19 protein-coding genes and 1 pseudogene are annotated in these 22970 nt (G+C 68.8%); 5 read left to right on the top strand and 15 right to left on the bottom strand.

What is annotated here, in order from left to right; genetic code table 11:
* Positions 1-181: 181 nt before the first annotated feature.
* A pseudogene (locus ACFVX9_RS16515) lies at positions 182-715 on the top strand (transposase); the annotation flags it as partial.
* Between the two features lie 75 nt (positions 716-790).
* On the opposite strand, the gene ACFVX9_RS16510 reads toward ACFVX9_RS16515, so the two are convergent.
* The 10 genes from ACFVX9_RS16510 to ACFVX9_RS16465 all read right to left on the bottom strand — a co-directional run bounded on the left by ACFVX9_RS16510 (position 791) and on the right by ACFVX9_RS16465 (position 11515).
* Positions 791-1234 carry a DUF6262 family protein gene (locus ACFVX9_RS16510; RefSeq protein ID WP_387982176.1) on the bottom strand — a complete coding sequence of 148 codons (444 nt, stop codon included), beginning with the start codon at positions 1232-1234 and terminating at the stop codon, positions 791-793.
* A complete protein-coding gene (locus ACFVX9_RS16505; protein ID WP_387982175.1) occupies positions 1224-1658 on the bottom strand; it encodes a hypothetical protein in 435 nt (144 codons plus the stop codon). The genes ACFVX9_RS16510 and ACFVX9_RS16505 overlap by 11 nt, the downstream gene beginning before the upstream one ends.
* Positions 1659-1901: 243 nt before the next feature.
* A complete protein-coding gene (locus ACFVX9_RS16500) occupies positions 1902-2189 on the bottom strand; it encodes a hypothetical protein (protein WP_387982174.1) in 288 nt (95 codons plus the stop codon).
* Between the two features lie 73 nt (positions 2190-2262).
* A complete protein-coding gene (locus ACFVX9_RS16495; RefSeq protein ID WP_387982172.1) occupies positions 2263-2625 on the bottom strand; it encodes a hypothetical protein in 363 nt (120 codons plus the stop codon).
* Between the two features lie 83 nt (positions 2626-2708).
* The gene (locus ACFVX9_RS16490) at positions 2709-3170 is read right to left on the bottom strand and encodes a hypothetical protein (RefSeq protein ID WP_387982171.1); all 462 of its coding nucleotides are present in this window, start codon (positions 3168-3170) and stop codon (positions 2709-2711) included.
* The gene (locus tag ACFVX9_RS16485; protein WP_387982169.1) at positions 3167-5368 is read right to left on the bottom strand and encodes a site-specific integrase; all 2202 of its coding nucleotides are present in this window, start codon (positions 5366-5368) and stop codon (positions 3167-3169) included. Before ACFVX9_RS16485 ends, ACFVX9_RS16490 begins: the two co-directional genes overlap by 4 nt.
* On the bottom strand, positions 5365-7083 hold the full coding sequence (locus ACFVX9_RS16480; RefSeq protein ID WP_387982168.1) for a hypothetical protein: 1719 nt from the start codon (positions 7081-7083) through the stop codon (positions 5365-5367). The genes ACFVX9_RS16485 and ACFVX9_RS16480 overlap by 4 nt, the downstream gene beginning before the upstream one ends.
* A complete protein-coding gene (locus tag ACFVX9_RS16475; protein WP_387982166.1) occupies positions 7083-8555 on the bottom strand; it encodes a site-specific integrase in 1473 nt (490 codons plus the stop codon). The genes ACFVX9_RS16480 and ACFVX9_RS16475 overlap by 1 nt, the downstream gene beginning before the upstream one ends.
* Before the next feature lie 90 nt (positions 8556-8645).
* Complete coding sequence (locus ACFVX9_RS16470) at positions 8646-10400, bottom strand: tyrosine-type recombinase/integrase (RefSeq protein WP_387982165.1); 1755 nt, start codon at positions 10398-10400, stop codon at positions 8646-8648.
* The gene (locus ACFVX9_RS16465) at positions 10397-11515 is read right to left on the bottom strand and encodes a tyrosine-type recombinase/integrase (protein ID WP_387982164.1); all 1119 of its coding nucleotides are present in this window, start codon (positions 11513-11515) and stop codon (positions 10397-10399) included. Before ACFVX9_RS16465 ends, ACFVX9_RS16470 begins: the two co-directional genes overlap by 4 nt.
* Positions 11516-11652: 137 nt before the next feature.
* Between ACFVX9_RS16465 and ACFVX9_RS16460 the strand changes: the two genes are divergently transcribed.
* Positions 11653-11841 (top strand): hypothetical protein, encoded by a 189-nt coding sequence (locus ACFVX9_RS16460; protein WP_387982247.1) that lies wholly within the window; start codon positions 11653-11655, stop codon positions 11839-11841.
* Here the strand turns inward: ACFVX9_RS16460 and ACFVX9_RS16455 are convergent.
* Positions 11765-11992: a hypothetical protein gene (locus ACFVX9_RS16455; protein WP_380486882.1), complete on the bottom strand. Its 228-nt coding sequence runs from the start codon at positions 11990-11992 to the stop codon at positions 11765-11767. The genes ACFVX9_RS16460 and ACFVX9_RS16455 overlap by 77 nt on opposite strands.
* Here ACFVX9_RS16455 and ACFVX9_RS16450 point away from each other — a divergent pair.
* Complete coding sequence (locus ACFVX9_RS16450; protein ID WP_387982162.1) at positions 11982-12224, top strand: hypothetical protein; 243 nt, start codon at positions 11982-11984, stop codon at positions 12222-12224. The genes ACFVX9_RS16455 and ACFVX9_RS16450 overlap by 11 nt on opposite strands.
* An 881-nt stretch (positions 12225-13105) precedes the next feature.
* Here ACFVX9_RS16450 and ACFVX9_RS16445 read toward each other — a convergent pair.
* The 4 genes from ACFVX9_RS16445 to ACFVX9_RS16430 all read right to left on the bottom strand — a co-directional run bounded on the left by ACFVX9_RS16445 (position 13106) and on the right by ACFVX9_RS16430 (position 18165).
* On the bottom strand, positions 13106-14896 hold the full coding sequence (locus ACFVX9_RS16445) for a trypsin-like serine protease (protein WP_387982160.1): 1791 nt from the start codon (positions 14894-14896) through the stop codon (positions 13106-13108).
* A 151-nt stretch (positions 14897-15047) separates the two neighbouring features.
* On the bottom strand, positions 15048-15566 hold the full coding sequence (locus tag ACFVX9_RS16440; protein WP_387982158.1) for a trypsin-like serine protease: 519 nt from the start codon (positions 15564-15566) through the stop codon (positions 15048-15050).
* A gap of 414 nt (positions 15567-15980) precedes the next feature.
* The gene (locus ACFVX9_RS16435; protein ID WP_387982156.1) at positions 15981-17735 is read right to left on the bottom strand and encodes a trypsin-like serine protease; all 1755 of its coding nucleotides are present in this window, start codon (positions 17733-17735) and stop codon (positions 15981-15983) included.
* Positions 17736-17793: 58 nt separating this feature from the next.
* Positions 17794-18165 (bottom strand): hypothetical protein, encoded by a 372-nt coding sequence (locus tag ACFVX9_RS16430; protein WP_380486892.1) that lies wholly within the window; start codon positions 18163-18165, stop codon positions 17794-17796.
* A 454-nt stretch (positions 18166-18619) separates the two neighbouring features.
* Here ACFVX9_RS16430 and ACFVX9_RS16425 point away from each other — a divergent pair, with 454 nt between their 5' ends.
* Together ACFVX9_RS16425 and ACFVX9_RS16420 are read left to right on the top strand one after the other, a co-directional pair.
* On the top strand, positions 18620-22177 hold the full coding sequence (locus ACFVX9_RS16425; protein WP_380486894.1) for an ALF repeat-containing protein: 3558 nt from the start codon (positions 18620-18622) through the stop codon (positions 22175-22177).
* 41 nt (positions 22178-22218) lie between these two features.
* Positions 22219-22602 carry a hypothetical protein gene (locus tag ACFVX9_RS16420; protein ID WP_387982153.1) on the top strand — a complete coding sequence of 128 codons (384 nt, stop codon included), beginning with the start codon at positions 22219-22221 and terminating at the stop codon, positions 22600-22602.
* Positions 22603-22970 lie beyond the last annotated feature (368 nt).

Below are 22970 nucleotides of genomic sequence, written 5' to 3'. Positions count from 1 at the left end.
ATCCGAGACACTCGGCGGCAAACCCGCCTGAGCGACAACGGGCTGTGAGACCAGGCAAGCTGACTAGCCGTTGCTCTATCGAGCTTGGTGATTGTGAGTTCGATCCTGCCGACTCGGTCGGGTGATCTTCTGGTCGGCTGGGCATGAAAGTGGGGCCTCCCGCACAGCTCGCGGGTGTCGAATCCAGCCGAGCAACAGGAGGCCCCTGGTGCTGCAGTCTTCTGTGTCTGCGCCGTTGACGTCCAACTCGGCCGCCCTGTCGTGTGATTGCCTCGCACGCCGGTTCGGGAACGCCGGGGAACGGCCGCACAGGCGTCCGAGGTACCCCTCCGATACGAGCGACGCGGAGTGGGCGGTCGTGTGTGACGCGATGCCCGTGCCCGCCTGGCTGGAGGGGAAGGGCGGGCAGCTGGAGGGCTACTGCCACCGGCAGATGGTCGACGCGGTGCGCTACCTGGTCGCGGGCGGCATCGCCTGGAGGGCGGTGCCTGCGGACTTCCTCGCGTGGGACCGCGTCTACGCCTTCTTCCGACGCTGGTGGGACAAGGGCCTGGTCGCCGAGTTCCACGACCGGCTGCGCGATCGGGTCCGCCAGGCCGCGGGCCGCGATCCGGTGCCGACCGCCGGGATCATCGACTCCCAGTTGGTGAAGGGGGCCGCGTCAGTGCCGGCCGCGGGCCGGGGCTTCGACGCAGGGAAGAGGGTGAACGGCCGTTATCTTGAGCTCGCCTTACTCGCAGGCTGCTGACCTGGTGCGCTGTGTGGTGGACGGTGTTCATGACGCACTCGGTCAGCAGGGTCCGATGGCGACGGAAGTTCTCTTCTTCGGCGTGTCGCGGGGGCGGCCTGGCAGGTCGGCGGTGCGTCGTTCCCCGAGTGCGAGGGTGAGGGCCTCCCGCAACTCCCTATTCTCAGACTCCAGTTGGCGGTTGCGTTCGATGGCGGCCTCCAGACGCCGCAGCAGCGAGGCGTCGGAGGCCCGTTGTCGGTCGGGAACCGGCCGGGCCGCGGGGGCGGGACGGTGCCGGGCTCGGAGACGTTCGATCTCGGTTCTCAGGTCCGGCTGGTTGTAGAGCCAGGACCGGGAGACGCCCGCCTCGCGGGCGACTGCCTCGAAGGTGATCACAGTGCCGGTCGCGTCCATCCGCCGCAGGGCCGAGGTCGCGCGTCGGCGGGTCGACGCGGCCCGTCGGCGGGCTGCGTCGACGATCAGGTGGGAGTTGTCAGCCGGCATCTGCGGTCTCCTTGTGTTCGGCCTGGCCGTCTTCCAGCTCGCGGATCATGTGGTCGAGGTTGTCGGTGACCTGCTGGTTCATCTCGGCGACGCGGGTGTGGCCGCAGCTCTTCGCGTGGTCGATCAGCGTCAATGTGCGGGTCCGCTGTTCGCGGAGCTCGGGCAGGAACTCGGGCCCGGTGAGGAAGACTGGGCATGTCAAGCAGGCGTTGGCATGCGGGCAGGTCTTCTGGACGGGCAGCCCGCAGTAGCCGTTGGGCAGCGTCTGGGTGGCGATGCCGTAACGGGTTTTGGCCCACTGGGCCTGGCCGAGCGGCCCGTCGGGGTCGAGGGCCACGCGTTCGCCCTTGATGTTGACCTTGGCTGCCTGCTCCCAGTGTCGCCGCACGGTCTTGTCGGTGATCTTGGCGTAGTGCGAGGTCATCTTGTGCGAGTCGTGGTCCAGGAGGACCCGGACGACCTCTTGCGGGACGTCCCGGTTGATGAGTCGGCAGGCGAACGTGTGGCTTGTGTCCGCAGAGGCCGTGTGCGGATCAGTCCGTGTTGGTTTTGAGCTGGCGGGACTCGGAGGTGGCGTTCGCCGTGCTCGTTTCGGGTCGTGTGTCATTGCGGACGCATTGGTGTGACGCAGACCACGCTTCTGAGTGGTGGCCTTGAACCGCTCCGGTCATGCCTCCTCGATGCGCTCGACGAATCGCTGATGTTCCTTCAACTCGGTGGTCCGGGCGGCACTGGTGAATACGATCTCCTTCGCTGGCCCAAGGGATGCCGGTCCTGCGCCGAGCAACTCGCGGGTGACGACGATGGAGTCGATGACGCTGGCCTCCTGATCGCGCAGAAAGCGTTGGACAGCCTCCATGCCCTCCTCCTGGTCGAGCATGGGACGGCTCTGCTCGACCAGAGGGGTAAGGCGGGCGGCTCGTTCAGGGGTGAGGCCGTGAATGTCGTCGAACATGCGATCTCCCCAGGAGGCGGCCGATTCAGAACTCTGGTGACCTAAGTTCGCCGATGCGGATCGGCGATGCGCGTCAGCTTGCTTCACTGTCACGTTCCTTGGCTTCGAGTAGGCGGTTGAGGCGTCGGATCTCGGCGATCAGCCGAGGAACGTCGTGGCGGGCGCTGGCAATGAACCGGGCGTTCTCGTCCCAGCGTTCGTCTGCGACGTCGACGTAGCGCGGCTGCTGGATGAGCGTGGCGGCCACGATCTCGTGATGGTCGAAGGCAGGCCAGCGTTCGCCGAGCCTGGTGTCGGGAACGGTGCTGATCGCGACGAGGTTCATAGCGAAGTCGTCGTCGAGGTGACGGATGTGCCAGGGACCGGGAGTCGCGCCCTCGGCGAGTTCCTCGATTTCGGCGAGTTCTTCGTCGGTCAGCGGTTCGGGTGTGTTCATCAGGTTCCTCGCGTTCGCTGGCCCCGGCCATTCCACTGATCATCGCATCCGCTGCTGGCGGTGCTGGAAGGTCGGGCGGTTGCCTAACTGCAGGATCCGATCGTGGTGGTCCGGGGCATCGGAAGGCGGGTCACTCGGCTGGCGGCCGCTGCCGATCCGCGGAGGTGCAGGATCTCTTCGTGTTGGGCGGCGAGCCGGGCCAGGGCCTGCGAGCGGAACTCGCCGAGCTCCTCAATCACGTCTTCGGCGCGGGACAGCCGCTCCTTGAGAGCGGCGATCTCGGCTTTGAGTCGTTCGATCTGGGCAGCGCGCGGGTCGGGGATCTGTCCTGCTTCCTGAAGGTTCTGCAGGCGGCGCTCGAACTCTTCGCGGAGGTGGGCATAGGGGCGGGTGCCGTAGAAGGCGGTGCGGTCGACGGCGGCTTCTCGGGCGAGGGTCTTGATGTCGCAGGTGCCGCCGGGCGGGATCTCGCCGCGCAGGAGGCGGTCGATTGCGGCTCGGATGCGGTTCTCGTTCTCGGTCCGTTGGGCTGCGGTGATCCTCATGCGGAGTCCTTGTCGGATGGGTTCGTGGCGGCTGCGTCGATCTCGGCGACGACCCGAAGGGCCCGGGTGTAGTCGTGCTGCAGGCGGGCGTGTTCGGTCTTGCGGGTCTTGCCCAGGTCGCCGAGGAACGTCCTGGTGCGTTCGGCGTGTTCGGCCCAGACGGGCCGGTGGCGGGGGTGGTGGGTGGCCTGCGGGCAGCGGGCGGAGTCACACATCCCGACCAGTGGCCGGTCGGCGGTGGGGGTGCCGGCGAGTTTGAGGCAGAGTGCGCGGGAGGGGTCGGTGAACCAGCAGAAGTTCGCCGGGCCGATGTGCAGGGTCTGGGCGCGCTTGGTCAGCAGGTTCAGCACGTCCCTGTCACTGCGCTGGGTCCTGGGCGCCGGTGCTGCGGCGGGTTCGAGCTTCGCGTCGACGCTGGCGAAGAACTCGGTGAGGCTGCGGGCGCCGGGGCCGGCGGGCAGGATGCCCTGCTGGTAGTTGCGGAACTCGGCCAGGACCAGGTCCAGGTTGCGTTCGCTCTCGTACTTGTTGACCTCGGCCAGCAGTTCGGCCTGGGCCCCGCCGGGGCGCGAGGCATACCCCTCCGTTGTGGCTACTGCGATGTGCTTGAGGTGGATCTTGGTCGCGAGGACGCCGCCGGGCCGATAGGCCATCTCCAGGGCCAGAGACCGCCTCAGCATCCTCAGGTTCACCGGCCCCGCGGGGATCGGTGCGAGTCCGAGCCGCTGCCCGGCCTGCGAGTTGACCCAGTTGCGGAACCAGCGGTAGCGGACGCTGAAGGCGAACCGGCCGAAGAGCAGGACTCCGTCTCCTGGGTCCTCGTGGAGACGTTCGGCGAGTTCGACGGCGCGATGGACCGGCTCGATGACGACCCATTCGTCGTCGGTCCCGCCGAGCGGCTGGCCTTTGATCACCTTGCTGGCGATCCGGTAGCGGGTGAACCCGGGGACGGGCTCTTCGAGTGGAAGGCGGCAGCCGATCCGCAGTTCCATCAGCTCGCTCGCCCGCATTCCGGAGGCGGCGGCCAGCACGATCATCGCAGCGGTGCGGACGATGCCGACCAGGGCGACGGCCTGGAGGCGGTGCAGGGGCAAGGTCCAGGCCAGCACGGACGAGGAGTCCGCCGCGGTGATCTCGGCGGCGTCCCGGGCGAAGACCTCCTTCACCCCGACCGACGCCAGCGCGTCTTCCAGCGGACCTCGCAGGTGGGGCATCCACGCGCTCCAGAACTGGGTGACTCCGGCCTGGCGGGCCAGGACGCCCGTGGCCACCGCCAGGAGCGGGTCATCGGCGGACCAGCCGTCGGCAAGCCGGTCGGCGACGTGATGGTCGGCGAGCATCGGCAATGCCGTGCGCGTATCCGTGTACTGGCTCAGCACCTCGGCGAACTCAGTCACCGGGACGGTGCTGACCGGCCGCAGGCCCTGAGCCTTGCGAGCGGACAGCTGGTCGGCTTCCCGGATGTGCGAGGCGAGCCTGACGGTATGCGGTCCCAGGGAGGACAGCAGGAACAGGGCGGCGGCGAGCATCGGCTGCATGACCGCAGCCTCGACGGGCTGGGTCTTGTTCTCGCTCCGGCCGCTGGGCATCTCGGCGATGGCGGAGGCGGTGGCCCCGCCCCAGGGCCGCAGGTCGGCCGGGACGCGGTCGGCGGTGAACAACTCGCGGTAATTGACCAGGTCGACAACGACCTGCGCGGCCGAGCGGCGGGTTCCCGGGCTCTGCTCGCCGACTACCGCGCCGTGCTCGTCCAGGACGTAGCGGCGGTGGGCCATGTAGGCGTCGCAGACTCGGGTGTCGATCTGCGCGAGGCTCGACACCCCGTGCCCGGACAGCCACCGGCAGAACCGGGTCAGCTCGTCCAGCCGACCCGAGCAGCTGGTCAGGTGCAGGGTGGTGCGATGCGCCCGGGGCAGCGGAGCGACGGCCGGGTGGCGCGGGGCGAGCATCGCCAGGACCAGTTCCTTGGCGACCAGACGCCACCGCGGGTCGGTGATGGCAGTGAAGACGAAGCGGCGGATGGACAGTGCCATCGCGACGGGCAGGCCGACGACGTCGGTGAAGTCCCAGACATCGTCCTCGAAGCACGGGCGGAGGGATCCCTCGGGGAGCGAGAGGCCGGCTTCGCGGCAGACATCGGCGCCGGCGAAGACCGCGGACCGGCCGTCGAACGCCGAGGTGGCGAGGGCGGTGGTCATGCGGTCATCTCCTCGGGTCGCAGGGGCAGTTCGTGGTCCTGGTCCTCGACGTGGCGGGCTGCCGCGGCCAGGACGGCGGGCTCGAAGCGGTCCAGGACCTGTTGGATCCGGGCGGCGTAGGGGCCGAAGACAGCCATGAACTGCGCGGCTGGCATCTGCTGCCATTGCCGGGAGAAGAACGCCTTAAGCCGCAGCAGGTTGACCGCGTGCCGCGGGGCGAAGACGGCCAGCGGACACAGAAGGCAGACCCAGGGGCGCGCCGGGCAGGGCTTGCCCGCAGGGCCGTGCAGCCCCGACAGCTGGTCGCCGCAGGCCGCCGTGAACACATCCCGCTGCCCGCCGACCAGCTCGGCGATCGCCGAGTCGTCCAAGTCCATGGCCGCGACCAGCTGCGGATAGCCGGCGGCCAGCACGGCGGCGTCCTCCTCGGTGATCACGGTGGGCGGGTGCGCGCGTCGGAGCACGTCGTGCTGGGCGTCCTCGATGACGGCCTCGACGGCGTGCTGCTGAGCCTCGGTGGTGACGGTGAGGTAGTGGTCGCCCTCGACGGCCGGGGAATGGTTCGGGTCGATGGTGGCGCGGCCGCTGCCGGTCCAACCGGCCTTGTCGCGCATGGCGAGGTGGGTGGTGCGGATCCGCGAGCGGTGGATCTTCAGCGGGCTGCCGTCCTGCGCGAGGACCCCGTGGCGCACGGTCCAGCGCTGGACGGCCGCGCGGGCCCCGGAGCCGGTGACGACGGTGAACTGTCCCGGGTGGCTCTGGGCCAGCCACAGGTTCTCCCGCCGTCCGGGCCCGGCGAAGCTCCGCAGCAGCGCGGAGTGCGCGAGCCACTGCTCCAGCAGCCGCACGGCCCGGCGTGGCAGGTTCGTGCTCTCGGCCGCGGTGCGGCCCTTGATGTAGGAGAGCAGGACCGTGGAGTCCCCGGCCCAGTCGATGTCACCGGTCACCAGGTCGTCGATGCCATCGGGCACGATGCCGGAGTAGATGCCGAACAGCAGCCGGTAGGCGATCAGCATGTTGTGGGTAGGGAAGAGATCGGCGCTGGCCTGCAGGAACCCGCCGCGCTGCCAGAGCGCGGCCTCCGTGATGCCCAGCTCCGCGGCAAAACGCGGCGCGGAAAGCGGGCCGAGCCGGGCCAGCAGCCACCGCTGGTTCTCCACGCTCCAGTCCCCCTTTCGGGGGCGCCGCCCTCGGGGCAACGCGGCCAGGGCCCACCGGTGTGCGGCGTAGGACTCGTCGGCCAGCGTGCGGCAGACCTCGGCGAGGCGGGCCCATTCCCCCTCCGCGTAGGGCGGCAGCTGACGGTGGTTCGGCTGCAGGTTGTAGGGCCGTCCCGTCGCCAGGTTCAGCACCCCGTCTGCGAGGACACCACCGACCTGGGCGAATGCCCGCACCATTGCGCGGCTGGTCGCCTCCCGTGGCCCGGTGCTGCCCATCCAGTACTCGGCCAGCTGGCCCCGCCGCAACTGGGCGGCTCCGCCGGTGAAGCCCCGTTCGGCCAGGACGTGCACCATCTGCCGCAGGGACTGGATGTAGTGGTTGACCGTGCCCCTCGAGTCCGCGGTGCCGTGCGGATGGATCAAGTCGACCAGAGCCGTGGCCAGGTCCCGGGCCAGACGCGGGTTCGCCAGACCGTCCAGGGAGAACTCCGCCCGGGTGCCGTCGCTGAACACGCAGGAGATGCCGAGCGGTTCGTCGGTGAGCCTGGTCGGCATCAGGCTTCTCCTGCCTCAATGTCGTCGTCGAACTCCTCCGCGGCCTCGCGTTCGGAGACGTCCTCGCAGGTCAGCCCCACGGCGGCCCCGGCGCCGTCGTAGGCGTCCCGGTAGATGCGGGTCGTGTCCAGGCGCCGGAGGTACTTTTCCGTCGTCAGAACAGTTGAGTGACCCAACAAGTCGCGCAGCACCAGCAGCGGGTCGGCCTTGCAGAGGTAGAGGACCAGCGCGGCGTCCGCGTCGGTCTCCCGCACGAGCTTCGCGGCCTGCCGGTAGTGCCCGGTGACCAGGTATTCCAACGTCCTCATCGAGAAAGTGTGGCGACATCGGTGGGGCCACACATGCGGGAACCGGGGCTCGAAGCGGGCCCGGATCCGGTCCGAGGTCCGCTCGAAGACCGTGGCCCACGCGGTGAACGGACCACCACCGGCCTTCACTGCCAGCAGGCACGAGCCGCCCTCGGGGGCGACCAGGCGGCGGCGTTCGGCCGGGGTGAGCGAGTCCCACGAGCGGCGCACTCCGTTGACCCGCCCGCCCCGGTGATCGGGTTCGGTCACCATGAGCGGTTCACCCCACCGCCGCGGCGGCCTCCAAGGCGAACCCTCGGCCGTGGCCGCGCGGTCCAGGGCGAGGTAGTCGTGCAACCCGGCCAGGGCCTCGTAGGAGGTCCAGGTGGTTCGGTACTTCTTCCCCTTGGTGATCCCGGCCGGAACCGGGAACGGGATCGGCACTGCGGTCGGCTCCGGCGGCAGCGCAGGTATCTCCCACGGCAGCAGGTGAGTGAACTCCTGCAGCCGCAGGCCTGTGGCCAGTGCGAGGTCGCCGATCGCGGCGTTGCGGACAAGTTCCCGGCCGTGGAAGCCGGTGTCCTGCGAGCCGTCCGGCGCCAGCCCGCGCAGGCCCTTGCGGAACAGCTCGGTGAAGTCCGGCTCCAGGTACTTGATCGTCACATGCGGCTTCGGCGTGCGCCGGACCGCCAGGTTCACCCGCACCTCCCGGCCTGTCCCCGCGAAGAGCGCCCGGGCGGAGCGGTAGGTGAACGGCTCGGCCGGTGCGCAGTCCTCGGCCATCGCCCACCGGTAGAACAACGCGAGGATGCTCATGTGCTGGCCCCACGTCGTCGCCGCGAACCGCACCTCGGCCGGCCCGGTCGCCCGGTGCTCGGCATACCGGCTCAACCCCGCCTTCAGCCGCTCACGCGAGTCGAACAGCCCCACCCCGTGCTCGGCCAGGAACTCCGTCCACGCCTTGAGCACCCTCGCGTAGTTCTCCCACGAGCTCGGCGCCGGCGCCCCGCTCACCGGCAGCTCGCGTAACCAGCGGTTCACCACCGCCGCCGGGCGCGGTGCGGCCGGGCCGTCCTCGAAGCGCAGGTCGTCGTCGACGAGCACGGGCATCCCCTCAGGGATCAACGGCCGGTGCTCGACGTCCCAGGACTGCCAGCCATGGGACGAGAAGAAAGTCAGGATCACGAGCGCTGACAGTAGAAACACCACACCGCCCGAGGCAACTCACAAACCCCAAGGCCACATGCCTACTTGGGGTCAATCGCCACACGGGAACTAAGCAGAGACAATGTGGCGCCACTGATGTGGCGTCAGATGCACTGGCCGGCCGTGTTCGTCCCGGACCTCGCAGGTCGCCAGCCAGCGGCCGAGCATCCGCCGGTAAGTACCGTCCGCCAGCGGGAGATTGCCCGAGACGTTGGCGCGTTGGCGGGGCAACAGGCAGGGTGTCCCGTCCGGCCAGCGGCCCAGCACCCGGCGTTGCTGGTCGCGGACGGCTGCTTCGAGTTCCTCGTCGATCGGCACGGCGGCCTCGCGCCTCATCTTGGTGTTGAAGTAGCGCAGGTAGGGGGCGCCCTGGCCGTCGTGGATGAGGCAGTCGAAGTCCAGGGCCAGAGCGCTGGAGATCCGCAGTCCGCAACCGGTGAGGATGAGCGTGACGAGTCGGCCGGCCGCGTCGGGCCAACGGTCCAGGTTGCCGGGCGATTCGACCTGGGTCATGACGTACTCGGCGAGGCGGCGGTCGACCTGCTCGGGGACCGGAGGGACGTCGCCAACGTAGAAGGCCGCGGTGCCGGGCAGCGTGTGCTCCCAGCCGTACTGCCGGATGTTCTGGAAGAACAGGTTGAGCGCGCCGATCCGCGTCTTCTTCATGCCGTGCCCGCCGGGCTGTGACATCACGTGGGCGAGGTAGCGCTCCAGCAGCGGCCGGTCGACCTGCGCGAGCGCGTCGATGCCGACGAACGTGAGGAAGCCGCCGAAGCAGATGAGCGCGTCGACCCCGGCTCGGGCGGCGCCGATGCTCAGCCCGGATGTCAGCCGCAGCCTGGTCCACCGTTTGCCCAGCTCACGCAGCCAGGGCTGGGTGATGCGGTCGAACCTCAGCCGGGCGCGCGGGCAGGGACGCCCGACCGGGGTGGTGATGCCGGGCAGCTTGTCCAGCCGCCACACATCCCTGGAGTACTCGATCTCCCAGCCGATCCCGTCCCGCAGGGCCTCTAGCGCGTCACGGGCGTCGAGGAGGAACAGGAGCGACTCGTCGGCCTGGGCCCCGACTTGTCGGCGCCACTGCTGTTCCGACAGGTCCAGCAGCGACGTGATCCCGAGTGCCGTGACGCGCCGGACGGCCGGCATGACCATGCGAGGGGCGGCGGTCCGGGAGCGGGCGTCATGCCGACACTGCAGTGCGTACTGGATCTCCAGCCTCAACTGCGGGGCCAGATCCCGCAGATCGATGCTGGCGGTTCCGACCAGTTCGCAGTCGGCGATGAAGCGGTCGGGGTCGGGCCGGCCGTGACGGTGCCACCGGTCTTCGTGGCCTGCGCAGAAGAGTTTCGTGGGATTGGCGACCCAGAGGTCGCAGAACGGCAGACGGCACTCGGAGGTCGCGCTGTCGCCCGGGGCCAGGTCCGGGGCATCCCAGCTGGCCAGGTCGGGCCGGCCGGCCCGACCCCACCGGTCGCGGTGCTTGGCGCACAGGCCGTTCTTGGCGCCGCGTCCGTAGCGGCAGCCGGCGACGACGCAGGCAGCCAGGGATCTGCGGCCCCTCACCGGCGGGCCGGGAACGGCCAGGAAGTCCGCCATCGGCGGGCAGCCATGCTTGCGGAACCGGATCGCATGGGCGTTGCAGAGTCCGCGCCTGATCGACGCTGCTGTCCGGTCGCAGTCCGCGACCGCGCACTCGTCGGCCGCGAACACGGGGTCGTCCGAGGCGGGGACGTAGATCTCGGTGCGGAACTCGGGCCGGACGACGGCCATCAGCCGCTCAAGCAGCCTCGTTCGTCCCGGCGCCTTCTCAGCAGGGAAGGTCACAGCCGGACCTCCCGGCCGGTGAACCAGCCCGCAGCCTCCAGCGTCCGGCGGGCGTCCTCGACGGTCAGGTGACCGTACGTGTCGATCGTCGTGGTGATCGATGCGTGCCCGAGGCACTCCTTCACCGTCTCCATCCCGGCGCCCCGACGAAGCAACCAGGTGGCGTAGGTGTGGCGGTATTGGTGGGGTTCGAAGGCGATCCCCGTGGTCTTCCGAAGCCGTTGGACCAGGTCGTAGACAGCCGGATAGCGCCAGGGGCGGCCGTGCGGTTCGGCGAAGAGATTCACGAAGACGTAGTCGGAGTCCAGGACGCCGTACTCGCGGTGCAGGTAGTCCGAGTAGAGCCGCATCAGCTCCGCGCTCGCCGGGATCGTGCGGGAGCGGCCCGCCTTCGCCCGGGCCCGGTTGTCATTCTGCCGCGGCACCACGGTCACCTGGCGTTCGGCGATGGCGATGTCGTCGTGCCGCAGGCCGAGGGCCTCGCCGATGCGGACCCCGGTGTCCAGCAAGAGGGCGAACAGCAGCCGGTCCCGCAGGTGTTCGCAGGCGTCCAGGATCTTCTGGACCTGGGCGGCGGTCAGGACGCGCGGGTGCGTCCGTCCGGTCTTGAGCTTGATGGTCCGGGTCCGCTCAGGTTTCCCGGAGGCGATGTGCTGCAGGAACGGCTTGTAGGAGGTGGCCGCGGACCGGTGCGGTCCGGCCGGGCGCATCGTCACCAGCAGGCCGGCAACCTCGACACCACCTCGGGCGTGAAACTCGTAGAACGTGCTGACGGCGGCGAGCTTGCGGTTCACGCTGGACGCCGTGCAGTGGTGCTCGACCGTCGGCAGCACCGCCACCGCCCCGTTCCGGACCGGCGGCGGCAGCCGCAACCAGGCGACGAAGCCTGCCAAATCCTCCAGATCCACTGACTTCCAGTCCAGACCCTGGCCGCCGAGGTAGGTCCACCAGTCCTTCAGATCGTGGGCGTACGCCTTGACGGTGTTCGGCGACCGCTCGATCGCAGACAGGTACGCGAGGAACGACTCCACCGGACCGACCGGCCGCAGATCCTCCCCCAGCAGGGTCCACGACTCCGTCGTGGACCCTGGCATCAGCACCCTGTGTACGCGCATCGCGCCTCCAACTCCTCCGTGATGGACAGCGGCAGATAACCGCATCCACCAAGCAAGTTGGGGGACTTCCAGCGCGCTTCACCTACATGAAGGACACCTCAGTACTGGCTCAAGATAACGGCCGCAAGAGGCACATCGTGGTGGACACCCTCGGCCTGCTGCTGGTCGTGATGGCTACTGCGGCATCCGTCACCGACCGTGAGAGCGGCCGGACGCTGCTGGCACGGCCGCGCGAACGGCACTGGCCCATCACGCTGGTCTGGGCCGACGGCGGCACACCGGGCGCCTGGTCGACCTTGCCCGCGATGTCCTGCGGATCGCCCTGACCGTGGTCAAACGCGGCGACGACACCGCGGGCTTCGTGGTCACCGTGGCGATGCCGTTGTAGGTCTTGCCGTAGCGGCCCGGCCACTGACGTCCCACGTGGGAGGTGGCGGTGCCGGCCTTGCGGTCACCGGAGTCGTCGATGACCAGCATGCCCTGGTCGTGCGGGGTGGTGGTTGGGTCGGCCAGCAGCAGTTCGATGCGCCGGTCGTTGATTCTGTTTCCAGGTGGACTCGGACAGGAAGAACTGCAGCCGCTGGACGGCCGAGTTCTGGCCTCCGGCTACCGGTTCGGCATCAGCCCGGCAGGCCAGTGTCTTGTTCCGGTCCTGTGGTGCCAGCAGTCCGGTCAGGTACTCGCGGAAGCCGCGCCGTTGGGCGGATGAGGTCAACAGGTCATCGAACCGGGCTGCGTATTCCTCCAGCGGCCCCGGCGCGGGCGGACACGGACGCCGTGCCGTCATCGGAACCCCCTACAGCCTGCCAAAATCCCAACTACAGGCGTATCGCCGACCTGACCAACCGTCAACCCATCTTACTTTCCGGTCCAACAACCCACCGGTAAAGGGGCGTCTGGCCGAGCTCACCGACCTGACGCCGAGCGCCTGACCGACGCCCGCGCCGAGAACGGCGGGCAGCTGGGTCCCGACCGGAACGGCGAGGTCGTCGCCATCGACGAGCTGCGCGAACGCCCGGACGTCCCGGCCACCGAGCTGACAGTCACCAGCCGGCCAGACGGATACGAGGCCGAGGAATGGCGCCGCTACGCTTTCTGCCGTTCCCTGCCTGTCCGGGCTGGGCGGGGTTGGCCACGAGCCCGCGATCTTGCCGGGCCGCTGCGGGCGCCTCGCGGCTGGCCCTACGGGTAGGGTGAGCCGCTACCGCCGGTGATAGTGCTTTGGCCCTGGCCGGTAGGGCCACAACCGAAGCCGACCGCGCACCTGGGTGAACACGGGCGTTGGCCCTATCTGCAGGGCCAACGAAGACGGCCCGGGCGGTTGCCCGGGCCGTCGCAGATCTCGTCCGCTATGCACTGATGCCGAGGTTGGCGAGTTGGCCTTCGTAGTGCTGCCGCGGCCACTCGCTGAGCCGTTCAGGGTTGAGGGAGTCGATCTTGGGCACCGATGCCAGGCCGGCCCACATCTTCCCGCCGGTCAGCAGCGGGTGAATCTGGTAGACGCCCGGCTCCAGGAGCCAGGCCAGGCCCTTGTCCGCCAGTTTGCTGCTTCGTTGGACGGCGCTGGCGAGGGCGCCCAGGTGGGCGCTGTCAGCCGGTGATGGCGAAGGTCCAGCCGGGCATGCTTTCCCAGGTGAGCCAGTTGTTGTCCTTGTAGGTGGCGCGGGACATGGTGCCGTTGGTGCCGGTGGCGAAGAGTTCGAGGGTGTTGATGTAGGCGTTGTAGGTGGCGGAGGGGGTGCCGGAGAACTTCCAGTCGCTGATGGTGCTCCAGTCGGCCCAGGTCTTGGTCCTGTTGTCCCAGTAGTTGTGGCCGAGTTCGCCGGTGTTGCGGACGGCGAAGAGTTCGACGGAGTTGGCGGCGGGGTTGTAGACGGCGGTGGGGGTGCCGTTGAACTGCCAGCCGCCCATGGTGGTGATGTCGGACCAGCGGGCGCCGTTGAGGCTGTAGCTGTGGGCCATCGTGTTGTTGGTGGTGGTGATGAAGACCTCGGCGCTGTTGTTGGCCGGGTTCACGACGGCGGTGGGGCTGCCGGTCACCGCCTGGCCGTCGATGGTGCCCCAGTCGCTCCAGGTCTTGGCCTTGTTGTCCCAGTAGAGGTGGCCGAGTTCGTTGCGGTTGCTGGTGGCGAAGAGTTCGACGGCGTCGGTGGCGGGGTTGTAGAGGGTGGTGGGGGTGCCGGTGAACTGCCAGGTGCCCAGGCCCCGGACGTCGTCCCAGCGTCCGCCGTTGGTGCTGTACGAGTGGGTCATGTAGCCGTTCGTGTCCAAGGTGAACACCTCGGCGGTCTGGCTTGAGGGGTTGAACACGGCGACCGGGTTGGCCTTGAGCTTGAGGGCGCTGGGAATGACGCTCCAGCCGGCCCACTTCCTGGTGCCCGGGTCCCAGTAGTTGTGGCCGAGTTCGCCGGTCTTGCCGATGGCGAACAGTTCGATGGCCTTGGTGGCGGGGTTGTAGATCGTGGCGGGGATACCCGTGAACTGCCAGTTCTCCAGGGTCGACCAGGAGCTCCAGCCCTTGCCCTCGGTGTTGGAGGCGTGGGCGAGGACGCCGTCGGTGCCCAGGGCGAAGATCTCGGCGGTCTTGGAGTCCGGGTTGTACACGGAGTTGACGACTGCGGAGGAGTAGTCGACCTTGGTGCCCCACGTGGAGACGGTCTGCTGGACCCAGCCGGCGAGGTCGTCGACGCGGCTGTTGGTGGCGCCGGTGCGGGTCTCGGTCTCGCCGAGGCAGCCGCCCTGCCAGGAACGGGAGGCCACGGCGACGAGTTCGGCCTTGCCGTTCTTCTCGCGGATCGCGGGGGCGCCGGTGTCGCCCTTGCAGATCGCCGCGCCGCCGGTACCGGTGGTGCCGATGGCGGTTGCGGCGACCGTGTCGAGGGTGAAGGCCCCCGAGTGGAGCTTGTTCGGTATCCACTCGTCCTTGGTGCGGCCGTAGCCGGGAACCCGAAGGTTCTCGCCGGCGGTCGGCGCGGTGGTCGCGACGGGGAGCGTCGCGACGCCGGTGACAGGGGTGGCGAGGCGCGCCATGACGAGGTCGCGGTCCTGACGGGTCACGAGTTCGGCGACGTCGACCGTCTTGTCACCGACGGTCGCGGTGGTCTTCCACTTGGGGGCGCCTGCGGCCAGGGCCTGCGGCTGCGCGGGGTCGTCGGCGAAGCAGGACGCGGCGGTGATCACCCAGTACCGGTCGACCAGCGCGCCGGTGCAGGCGCGCACATTGTCGCCGATCGCCAGGCGGGCGGTGTAGGCGTACGTGCCACCGGCGGCAAGGTCGCCGGGGACGGCGCCGGCCGGGGCAAAGGTGCTGAGGGTACCGGCGGTCGCGGCTGCGACCAGTACGCCGAGCTTCCGGGAACGGGACGGAGTCTTACGGGGCATGGGGTTGATCCTTCGGGTGAGTGCATGGGAGTCCGCAGGGCGGCCGACCTCGTGCCGACGACCCCGTGGGGGAACCCTGTGCGGGGTCGATTCAGCCGGTGGTGGCGGTGATGCTCTGGATGGCTCTGCTGGCAACGGGGTAGACGGTGGTTCAGCTGCCGTAGGCCTTCCTGTCGGCGGTCCAGATGTTGTTGGCGCTGCCGATGGCGAACAGGCGCGTGGTGTCGCCGATCGTCGCCGCCGCGACCAGCTGCGGGGTGATGCCGTCGACCGGGGTGGTGAGGCGGGACATGACGAGGTCGCGGCTTGGACGCGGAACCGGCTCGGCGATGTCGACGGTCTTGCCGGCGTCCGTGGTGAGGTCGGCGCGGCCGATGGTGGTGGTGTTCCACTTCGGCGCGCCCGCGGGGAGGGCCGGTGCCTGGGCGGGGTCGTCGGCGAAGCAAGAGGCGGCGGTGATCACCCCGCACCGGTCGACCAGTGCGCCGGTGCAGGCGCGGACGCTGTCGCCGATTGCCAGGCGGGTGGTGTAGGCGTAGGAGCCGTCTGCGGCGGGATCGCCGGCCACGGCGCCGGCCGGAGGAGCGGAGAAGGTCAGCGTGCCGACGGCCACTGTCGCTATCAATACGCCCGCCCGCCACGCGCGGGACACGGTGGTGGCACGAGACATGAACGAGGTTCCCAACAGGTGAGAGGTGGATGAGGGACCGTCGACTTCACCGCGGACCGGAGAAGACCCGGGTCTATGGCGGCCCGCGCGTCACCAACGGGCAGCAGGTCACCATGACCGCGTCCTCCCGCGACAGCGTCTCCACCAGGACCTGGCTCGAGGACCACCCCCGCAAGCACGTCTTCATCCAGGTCGGGGCCTGCTGGCTCAAGCTCCAGGAAGGCTGGCGGCGCACATTCCGCAAGGCCGCACTCGCCGACAAGTCGTTCGCCGACCCCGACGAGATCGACAAGGCCACCCGCTTCGCAACCGCCCAGCTCAACGCGCGCGCCAAGCCCTGGATCTGGGGCAGAAAACCCCCACCAACCCGCCTACTCCGACGCCAATTTGTGTACCTCCTTAAGGAATCCAGCGCTAAGGGAGCTTGGTCCAGGGGCTCCAGGCGGTGGTTCCGGTGGTGTACCAGGCGTGGTACACCCGCTGGTCGTCACCGACCGCGACGGTCTCGATGGTGTTCTTGTCAGCGTGATAGAGGGTGCTGGGAGCGGTGGTGAACTTGCCGGGGGCCACGAGGGTCCATGTGCTCCAGGAGGTCGCGCCGGTGGTGTACCAGGCGTGCTGGATCTGTCGGTTGTCGTCGAGTGCGATGATCTCGATGGTGTTCTTGTCGGCCTGATACGCGGTGCTCAGCGCCGTGAAGGTGCCGGGGTCGACGAGCTGGAAGTTGCTCCAGGTCCAGGTGGCGTCGCTGTACCAGGAGTGGTAGATCTTGCGGTCCTCGCCGAGTGCGGCGACCTCGATGGTCTTCTTGTCGGCGTGGTAGACGCTGCTGAGCGCGGTGTACCGGCCGGGGGCGAGGAGCTGCCACGGGGTCCAGCCGGTGGTGCCGGTGGTGTAGTAGGACTGGTAGATCTGCCCGTCGTCGCCGATGGCGTAGATCTGGTTGGTGCGGCGGTCGCCGATGTAGTTGGCGTTCACCGCGGTGAACTTGCCGGGGGCCACGAGGGCCCACGTGCTCCAGGAGGTCGCGCCGGTGGTGTACCAGGCGTGGTAGACCTGCTGATCGTCTCCGAGGGCGATGACCTCGATGGTGTTCTTGTCGGCGTGGTAGACGGCCTGGAGCGGTCCGGTGACCTTGCCAGGCGCGAGGAGCTGCCAGTCGGCCCAGGTGCTCGAACCGGGGTTGTGCCAGGAGTGGTAGACCTGCCGGTCGGTGCCGACCGCGAAGACCTCGGTGGTGTTCTTGTCGGCGTGGTAGACGGCGGTGGGGCCGCTGACGAACTCGCGGGGGGCCAGCAACTGCCACGCACTCCAGCCCGCACTGCCGGTCTTGAAGGACGATCCATAGATCTGCCGGTCGGTCCCGAGCCGGAAGACCTCGGACGTCTGCGCGGCCGGTTCGTAGACCGTGGTTGTACGGTTCTCCGGTGTCAGCGAGCGAGTCTGCTGGATCCAGGCGCCTAGGTCGTCGACGCGGCTGGAGGAGGCGCCGGTGCGGGTTTCGGTCTCGCCGAGGCAGCCGCCCTGCCAGGAGTGGGAGGCTACCGCGACGAGTTCGGCCTTGCCGTTCTTCTCGCGGATCGCGGGGGCGCCGGTGTCGCCCTTGCAGATCGCGGCGCCGCCGGTACCGGTGGTGCCGATCGCGGTCGCGGCGACCGTGTTGAGGGTGAAGGCGCCCGAATGGAGTTTGTTCGGTATCCACTCGTCCTTGGTGCGGCCGTAGCCGGGTACGCGCAGGTTCTCGCCCGTCGTGGGCGCGGCGGTCGCGACGGGCAGCGTCGCGACGCCGATGACGGGGGTCGCGAGGCGCGCCATGACCAGGTCGCGGTCCTGACGGGTCACGAGTTCGGCCACGACAGCGGTCTCATCACCGATGGTCGCGGTGGTCTTCCACTTGGGGGCGCCTGCGGCCAGGGCCTGCGGCTGCGTGGGGTCGTCGGCGAAGCAGGACGCGGCGGTGATCACCCAGTACCGGTCGACCAGCGCGCCGGTGCAGGCGCGCACGTTGTCGCCGATCGCCAGGCGGGCGGTGTAGGCGTAGGAGCCGTTGGCGGCAAGATCGCCAGGAACGGCACTGGCCGGGACGGGGAGGGTAGCGAGGGCGCCGGCGGTGACGGCGGTGGTGAGGAGTGTGGCCTTCCAGGAGGCACGCGCAGTGATGCCAGACAAGAGTTCAGTCCTTGGGGGGTACGGAGAAGAAGGCGGTGCGCGGGCTGGCTGCGGTTGCTCAGCCGGTGACGCGCAACTCGACGAGGGTTGCCTTCTTGCCTCCGGAGGGGATGTCGGCTTCGCCGACGGTCGTCACGTCGTCCTTGGCCACATCGATGGTCTTGGTCTTCCCGTCACTGGTGAGAGTGGCGCGCAGGTTGTGGTCGTCATTCCAGAGGCCGAAGGTGCCGGGCACCTCCAGCGCCAGGTAGCCGGTTCCACCGGAGACGTTGAAGCAGTACTCGGTGAAGCTGTTGTTCTTGCTTGCCTGAACCTTGATGCTCCATTGGCTGCCGCACTCGGCCAGCATGATGTGCCCGTCGCCAGAGATCAGCTTGAGGCCCTTGTCCTTGAGAACCCGGCCCGCCCCCGGGTAGGAGAAGTCCTCCACCGCTGGCGGGGGAGTGGTGCTCGGGGCCGGGGAAGTGGTTCCAGCGGCCGTGGCGAGGGCGGTGGCTCCGAGAGCCACTGCGGCAGTGCTGAAGCCGACGACCAGCGCAGCGCGTGTACGAGATATCACGGTTCCCTCTCTGATTGGTGCACGGAGGATCAGACGCCGTGCGTAAAGAGATATTAAATCATGTGTATAGAATCTGTCACCACGAGAAAACACCCCATCAGGCCCTGTTGATGCCCCGGGATGGAGGGGGGGGTCGCCTGAAAATGATCATGGCGTGAGGGTGTTTTTGATTGGATGGCACCTGCGTGATTGATCATGTAAAGCCGGATGGCGCCCTGTGGCGCCTTCGTGTTCGGCCTGCCGCGCCACCTGCCTTCTCCCGGCCTGCTCGGTGTGGCGGCCTGATCGGGTGGGGGAGTTTCAATTCCTGAGAGAGAGTCAGTTTATGAAGAATGAAGGCCGCTCTAAAAGTGTGGGGGAGATCTGGCCGCGTGGAATGCGTTCTGCGTGTGCGCGGCTGGTGCCGCTGACGTTGGCAGCGGGGATCATGGGGGCGAGTCCCGCAGCGGCGGCGACGCAGGACGGCGGGGAGGCCGAGAGCGCCGCTACGGTGACCGACCGGGGGCGTGCGGTCGAGTTCTGGAAGGAGGGGGGAACCTCCGTGAAGGCAGCGGCGGAGGCCGCCCTTACCGGAAGTGACGTGGACGTCAGGCGCTTCCTGGACAGCGGGAGGGAGTCGGCCGGAGCGCTGGACGACCGGCTTGAGGTGATGCGGATCCTCTCCATAGGCGGTGGCAACGTCCGGGAGACGGCGAAGAAGGCATTGGGAGGCTCCCCGCAGGAACTGCGCAGCTTCGTGAAGGACGGTTGGGAGAAGCCGCTGGAACTGGACCAGCGGATCAGGGCGGGCCAGATCGTCAGCACCGGCGGTCCAGCGGTCCGTGACGCGGGCAAGACCGCCCTCGCCGGGTCGATCGACGACGTGCGTGAGTTCCTGCGTGCCGGCCAGTATGCATCACGGGAGCTGGACGAGCGGGTTCGGGCCATGCAGATCCTCAGTACGGCGGGTCCGGCGACCAGGCAAGCGGCCAAGCTTGCCGTCAGCGGCTCTCCCGATGACATCCGTGAGTTCCTTGAGGTGGGCCAGCATGTGGCTCGCGCCAGAGATCAGGAACGGTCGACGGTCGAGCAGTTGGCACAACAGGCGAAAGAAGCGGGAGACCAGGCCAAGCGGGAGAAGGACGCAGCCAAGGAGGCCTCCGACCGCGCGGTTGACGCTTCTCAGCTGGCCAAGGAGGTGGCGCAGACGGCCGCGCAGGAAACAGAGGCGGCCCGTACGGACGCCGGGCGTGCGGCAGGTGCGGCTGGGCTCGCGGCGGAGGCCGCCGGCGGCGCCACGCGGGCCGCGCAGCAAGCCATAGGTGCCGCCCGCGCGGCGAGTGCTTCGGCCCGGGTCGCGGCGAACGCTGCTTCGCAGGCGGCGGCGGCGGCCTCTGGAGCGGCGCAGGCTGCAACACGGGCCCGTGGCGCAGCGGCGGGCGCGGCCAGGGACGCTTCCAACGCCTCCGCTGCGCGTAAGGCGGCGGAAGACGCCCGCAATGCCGCTGCAGGGGCAGACGAGGCTGCGAAGGCGGCGGAATCGGCTGGAACGGCCGCCGAGCAAGCCGGGCGCGCGGCGCAGGCCGCGGCCAGCGCTGGTGCCAATGCCAACGCCGCGGCCGATTCCGCCTCTCGGGCCGGCAGCCTTGCGCAGTCCGCCGGGGCGAGTTCGGCGAAGGCCAACGCGGCAGCGGAGCAGGCCAGGCGCCAAGCAGGTGAGGCGATCCGCGCGGCTAACGCGGCATCCGCTCTCGCAGGCGAGTCGGCGCGCGCGGCGAACGAGGCCCGTGCGCTGGCTGTATCCGCCGCAGAACACGCCAGGAAGGCCGCCGATGCGGCAGAGAGCGCCGCGAAGAACGCGGGCGACGCCTCGACGGCGGCGGCCCAGTCCAAGGTGCACGCCGCTGCCGCGAAGGAGGCAGCCGACACCGCCAGCGCCGCAGTGGACAAGGCGGGGGCAACTCGGGATCTGGCGCGCAGGACGGAGGAGGAGGAACGCAAGACCCGTGCGACGATGGCGATAGAACAGGCCAGGGAGTTCAAGAGCGCGGAGGACGAGAGCAAGGCCGAGCAGGAGCGTGTAACGCGGGAGGCGAAGGACGAAGAGGCCCAGGTGGCCAAACTGGCCGCAGACGCCTCGGCCCCCGGTGCAGATCCGCAGCAGACCGTGTTGACGGGGCGCAAGGTGGCCCTGTCCGCGTTGAAGACACAGGGGCCGTGGAGCCAGACGGCCGCCGAGGCCGCCCTGGGCGGCTCCGACCAGGCGGTACGCGAGTACGTGGTGAACGGACGGCAGAAGGCCGTTGAGCAGGACCAGTATGCCCGAGTCGACTACGTCGCATCCGACGGTCTTTCCGGCGCGGTCCGCGAGGCTGCGCAGAAGGCCCTCAGCGGTGACGTCAACACCATCTCGGACTTCCTGCGCACAGGGCAGTACCAGGCGGCACTGGGCGAGTACACGCTCAGGACGCTCCAGGTGAAGAGCGTGGGTGGCCCGGCTGTGCAGGAGGCCTCCAAGGCGGCGTTGCAGGACGGTTCCCCCGACAAGCTCCGCGAGTTCCTGAGCACGGGCCAGTACAGCGCACGCGAGCTCGACGAGCGCGTGCGAGCCGCCCAGCTGACCAGCAGTGGGGGGCCGGAGGTGAAGCAGGGGGCCAAGGCCGCTCTTGAGGGGCCGGCCGTACTGCTGCACGAGTTCATCGGCTCTGGCCAGTACATGGCGGAACGTAAGGACAAGCTTGCCGCGACTCACGCGGCCCAGGTGGACCGCTTGATCGCAGGGGCGGCCGGCATCGCGGCCACCGCGCAGCAGGACGCCGCCACCGCTCTCGAAGCCGCTGCCCGGGCCGAGGACGCCTCGGCGAACGCCGACCTGTACGCCGCTCAGGCCAAGGCCTCCGCGCAGAAGGCGGGCGAATACACGAAGCAGGCTCAGGGGGCGGCCAAGAGCGCCGAAGACTCTGCGGGCCAGGCCGTTCGCGCCGCTAAGACCGCTGCTACGGCAGTGACTGCCGCTCGCCGGGACGCCGACAAGGCGTCCTACTCCGCGTCGCAGGCTCGGGTCTCGACCGCGTACGCCAAGGCCTCGGCGTCCTCTGCCTATGCTGCGGCGGGCAGGGCGCGGGGCTCGGCCGAGGCCGCAGGTAAGGACTCGGCGGCTGCGGCTGTGGCTCAGAGGGAGGCTTTCGCCATCCACATCGCCAAACAGCGCGCCGAGGACCTCCTGCGTCTCGCGGAGGACGAGAAGCGCAGGGGTCAGGAGGCGCAGGTCGACGAGGAAGCCCGGATGCAGCTCCAGTGGATGCGGGAGGTGCTGGCACGGGCACAGGTGGAACCGGCGGGAAAGGGTTCCAAGCCGGGTGCGCTGAAGCTGGGCTTCCAGTGGCTTTTCGGGACGGGCGACAAGACGGTCAACTACACGGCTGGAGACGAGTTCACCGAGCAGCTCCGTAAGGACCACTCCATGGATGTCGTCCGCCAGGAAATCCTTAAATCGATCAAGGAAGGAAACCAGAGCGGTAAGGGCGGCTACTCGGTTCTGGGCAAGGAGGGCGTCGGCCGACTCCTGAGCGATGCGGCCTCATTGCAGACGTTTGGGCTCACCGCCTGGATCGACAAGACCATGACCGACGGGAAGTATGGCAGCTCGACGTCCATTTTCGTGGGATCATATAATTATGATTTCAAGATCCTTTCCAGGGATGATCAAGGAGGAGGGGTGGAGGTGGAGATCCACGTGAAGAACGACACGACGTTCAACTCGCTCGTACACCCGCCGTTCCTGCGTGATGCGTGGGACTCGTGGGTCGGTGGGCCGATCAACTCGTTTGCGGACTGGGTTGGCGGTCCCATGTCGACGAAGACGCAGAACGCGACCTGGTCCGAGACACTGAGTGCTCGATGAAAAGAAAAGCAATCGCCCTGATTTCTGTGCCGTGCGCCATCGTGGCCCTGGTCGTCTGGATCCTCACGACCGCCGCCCCGTCCGGCGGTTCGGCGAAGGAGAGCGATCTCGTCGGCATCTGGCACGGCCGCCAGGGGGCGGAGCTGACGTTGCGTGCGGATGGCACGCTGGCGACGGCGAACTTCCCCACCTCCTTCGCGTCCGACGACGAGACCCCCGTCGAGTTCTTCACCGGGAACGGGACATGGACGCTGGAGAAGAAGGACAGCGGGGAGGACCAGGACATCAAGCTCAGTCTGGGCGAGACGGCTGGTTCCAAGCAGGGTGCCTGGCTGCGTGTCGCGGGTAAGAACGCCGGAGGCGGGATCTACGTCCCGATCTCCGTCGATCGCCCCAAGAAGTTCGTCTTCAGCAAGCCTTCATAGGGTTGGTCCTCAAACGACCCGGCGAGCCGACGGCGGTGTCGGCGAAAGTGACTGATCGACTGCGGTAGGTGACGTCGGTCTCCGAGACTGGTTTCGGAGACCGACGTTTGCTGTTGCGGGGGTTCGCGGTACCGGGCGAGGGCGACCAGGCCGCGGTCGAACACACTCACCTTCCCGCCGCCAGTCTTCGTCGCCGCCGCGCCCTTCGCTGGGCCTGCCCCGGTTCCGGCCGGGGCCGCCAGCGGCTCCACCCCGAGTGCGGCCAGCCGCCTCTGTTGCTTGTCCATGAGCCTGTGCCACACGATGTGCTGAGGCTGCCGCTCCAGCCACCGCCCCACGTCCAGCCCATGCAGGGTCACCCCGAGCAG

It is taken from the genome of Kitasatospora sp. NPDC058243, from assembly GCF_042882025.1.
Lineage (GTDB): Bacteria > Actinomycetota > Actinomycetes > Streptomycetales > Streptomycetaceae > Kitasatospora.
The sequence above is the reverse complement of the archived record's forward strand: the minus strand, read 5'-3'. Positions and strand labels throughout refer to the sequence as shown.

Excerpts from the sequence above, each read along its gene's own strand:
- ACFVX9_RS16510 (WP_387982176.1), bottom strand. The coding sequence starts at position 1,234 with ATGCCGGCTGACAACTCCCACCTGATCGTCGACGCAGCCCGCCGACGG.
- ACFVX9_RS16505 (WP_387982175.1), bottom strand. The coding sequence starts at position 1,658 with ATGACCTCGCACTACGCCAAGATCACCGACAAGACCGTGCGGCGACAC.
- ACFVX9_RS16500 (WP_387982174.1), bottom strand. The coding sequence starts at position 2,189 with ATGTTCGACGACATTCACGGCCTCACCCCTGAACGAGCCGCCCGCCTT.
- ACFVX9_RS16495 (WP_387982172.1), bottom strand. The coding sequence starts at position 2,625 with ATGAACACACCCGAACCGCTGACCGACGAAGAACTCGCCGAAATCGAG.
- ACFVX9_RS16490 (WP_387982171.1), bottom strand. The coding sequence starts at position 3,170 with ATGAGGATCACCGCAGCCCAACGGACCGAGAACGAGAACCGCATCCGA.
- ACFVX9_RS16485 (WP_387982169.1), bottom strand. The coding sequence starts at position 5,368 with ATGACCACCGCCCTCGCCACCTCGGCGTTCGACGGCCGGTCCGCGGTC.
- ACFVX9_RS16480 (WP_387982168.1), bottom strand. The coding sequence starts at position 7,083 with ATGCCGACCAGGCTCACCGACGAACCGCTCGGCATCTCCTGCGTGTTC.
- ACFVX9_RS16465 (WP_387982164.1), bottom strand. The coding sequence starts at position 11,515 with ATGCGCGTACACAGGGTGCTGATGCCAGGGTCCACGACGGAGTCGTGG.
- ACFVX9_RS16450 (WP_387982162.1), top strand. The coding sequence starts at position 11,982 with ATGACCAGCATGCCCTGGTCGTGCGGGGTGGTGGTTGGGTCGGCCAGC.
- ACFVX9_RS16455 (WP_380486882.1), bottom strand. The coding sequence starts at position 11,992 with ATGCTGGTCATCGACGACTCCGGTGACCGCAAGGCCGGCACCGCCACC.
- ACFVX9_RS16445 (WP_387982160.1), bottom strand. The coding sequence starts at position 14,896 with ATGCCCCGTAAGACTCCGTCCCGTTCCCGGAAGCTCGGCGTACTGGTC.
- ACFVX9_RS16440 (WP_387982158.1), bottom strand. The coding sequence starts at position 15,566 with ATGTCTCGTGCCACCACCGTGTCCCGCGCGTGGCGGGCGGGCGTATTG.
- ACFVX9_RS16425 (WP_380486894.1), top strand. The coding sequence starts at position 18,620 with ATGAAGAATGAAGGCCGCTCTAAAAGTGTGGGGGAGATCTGGCCGCGT.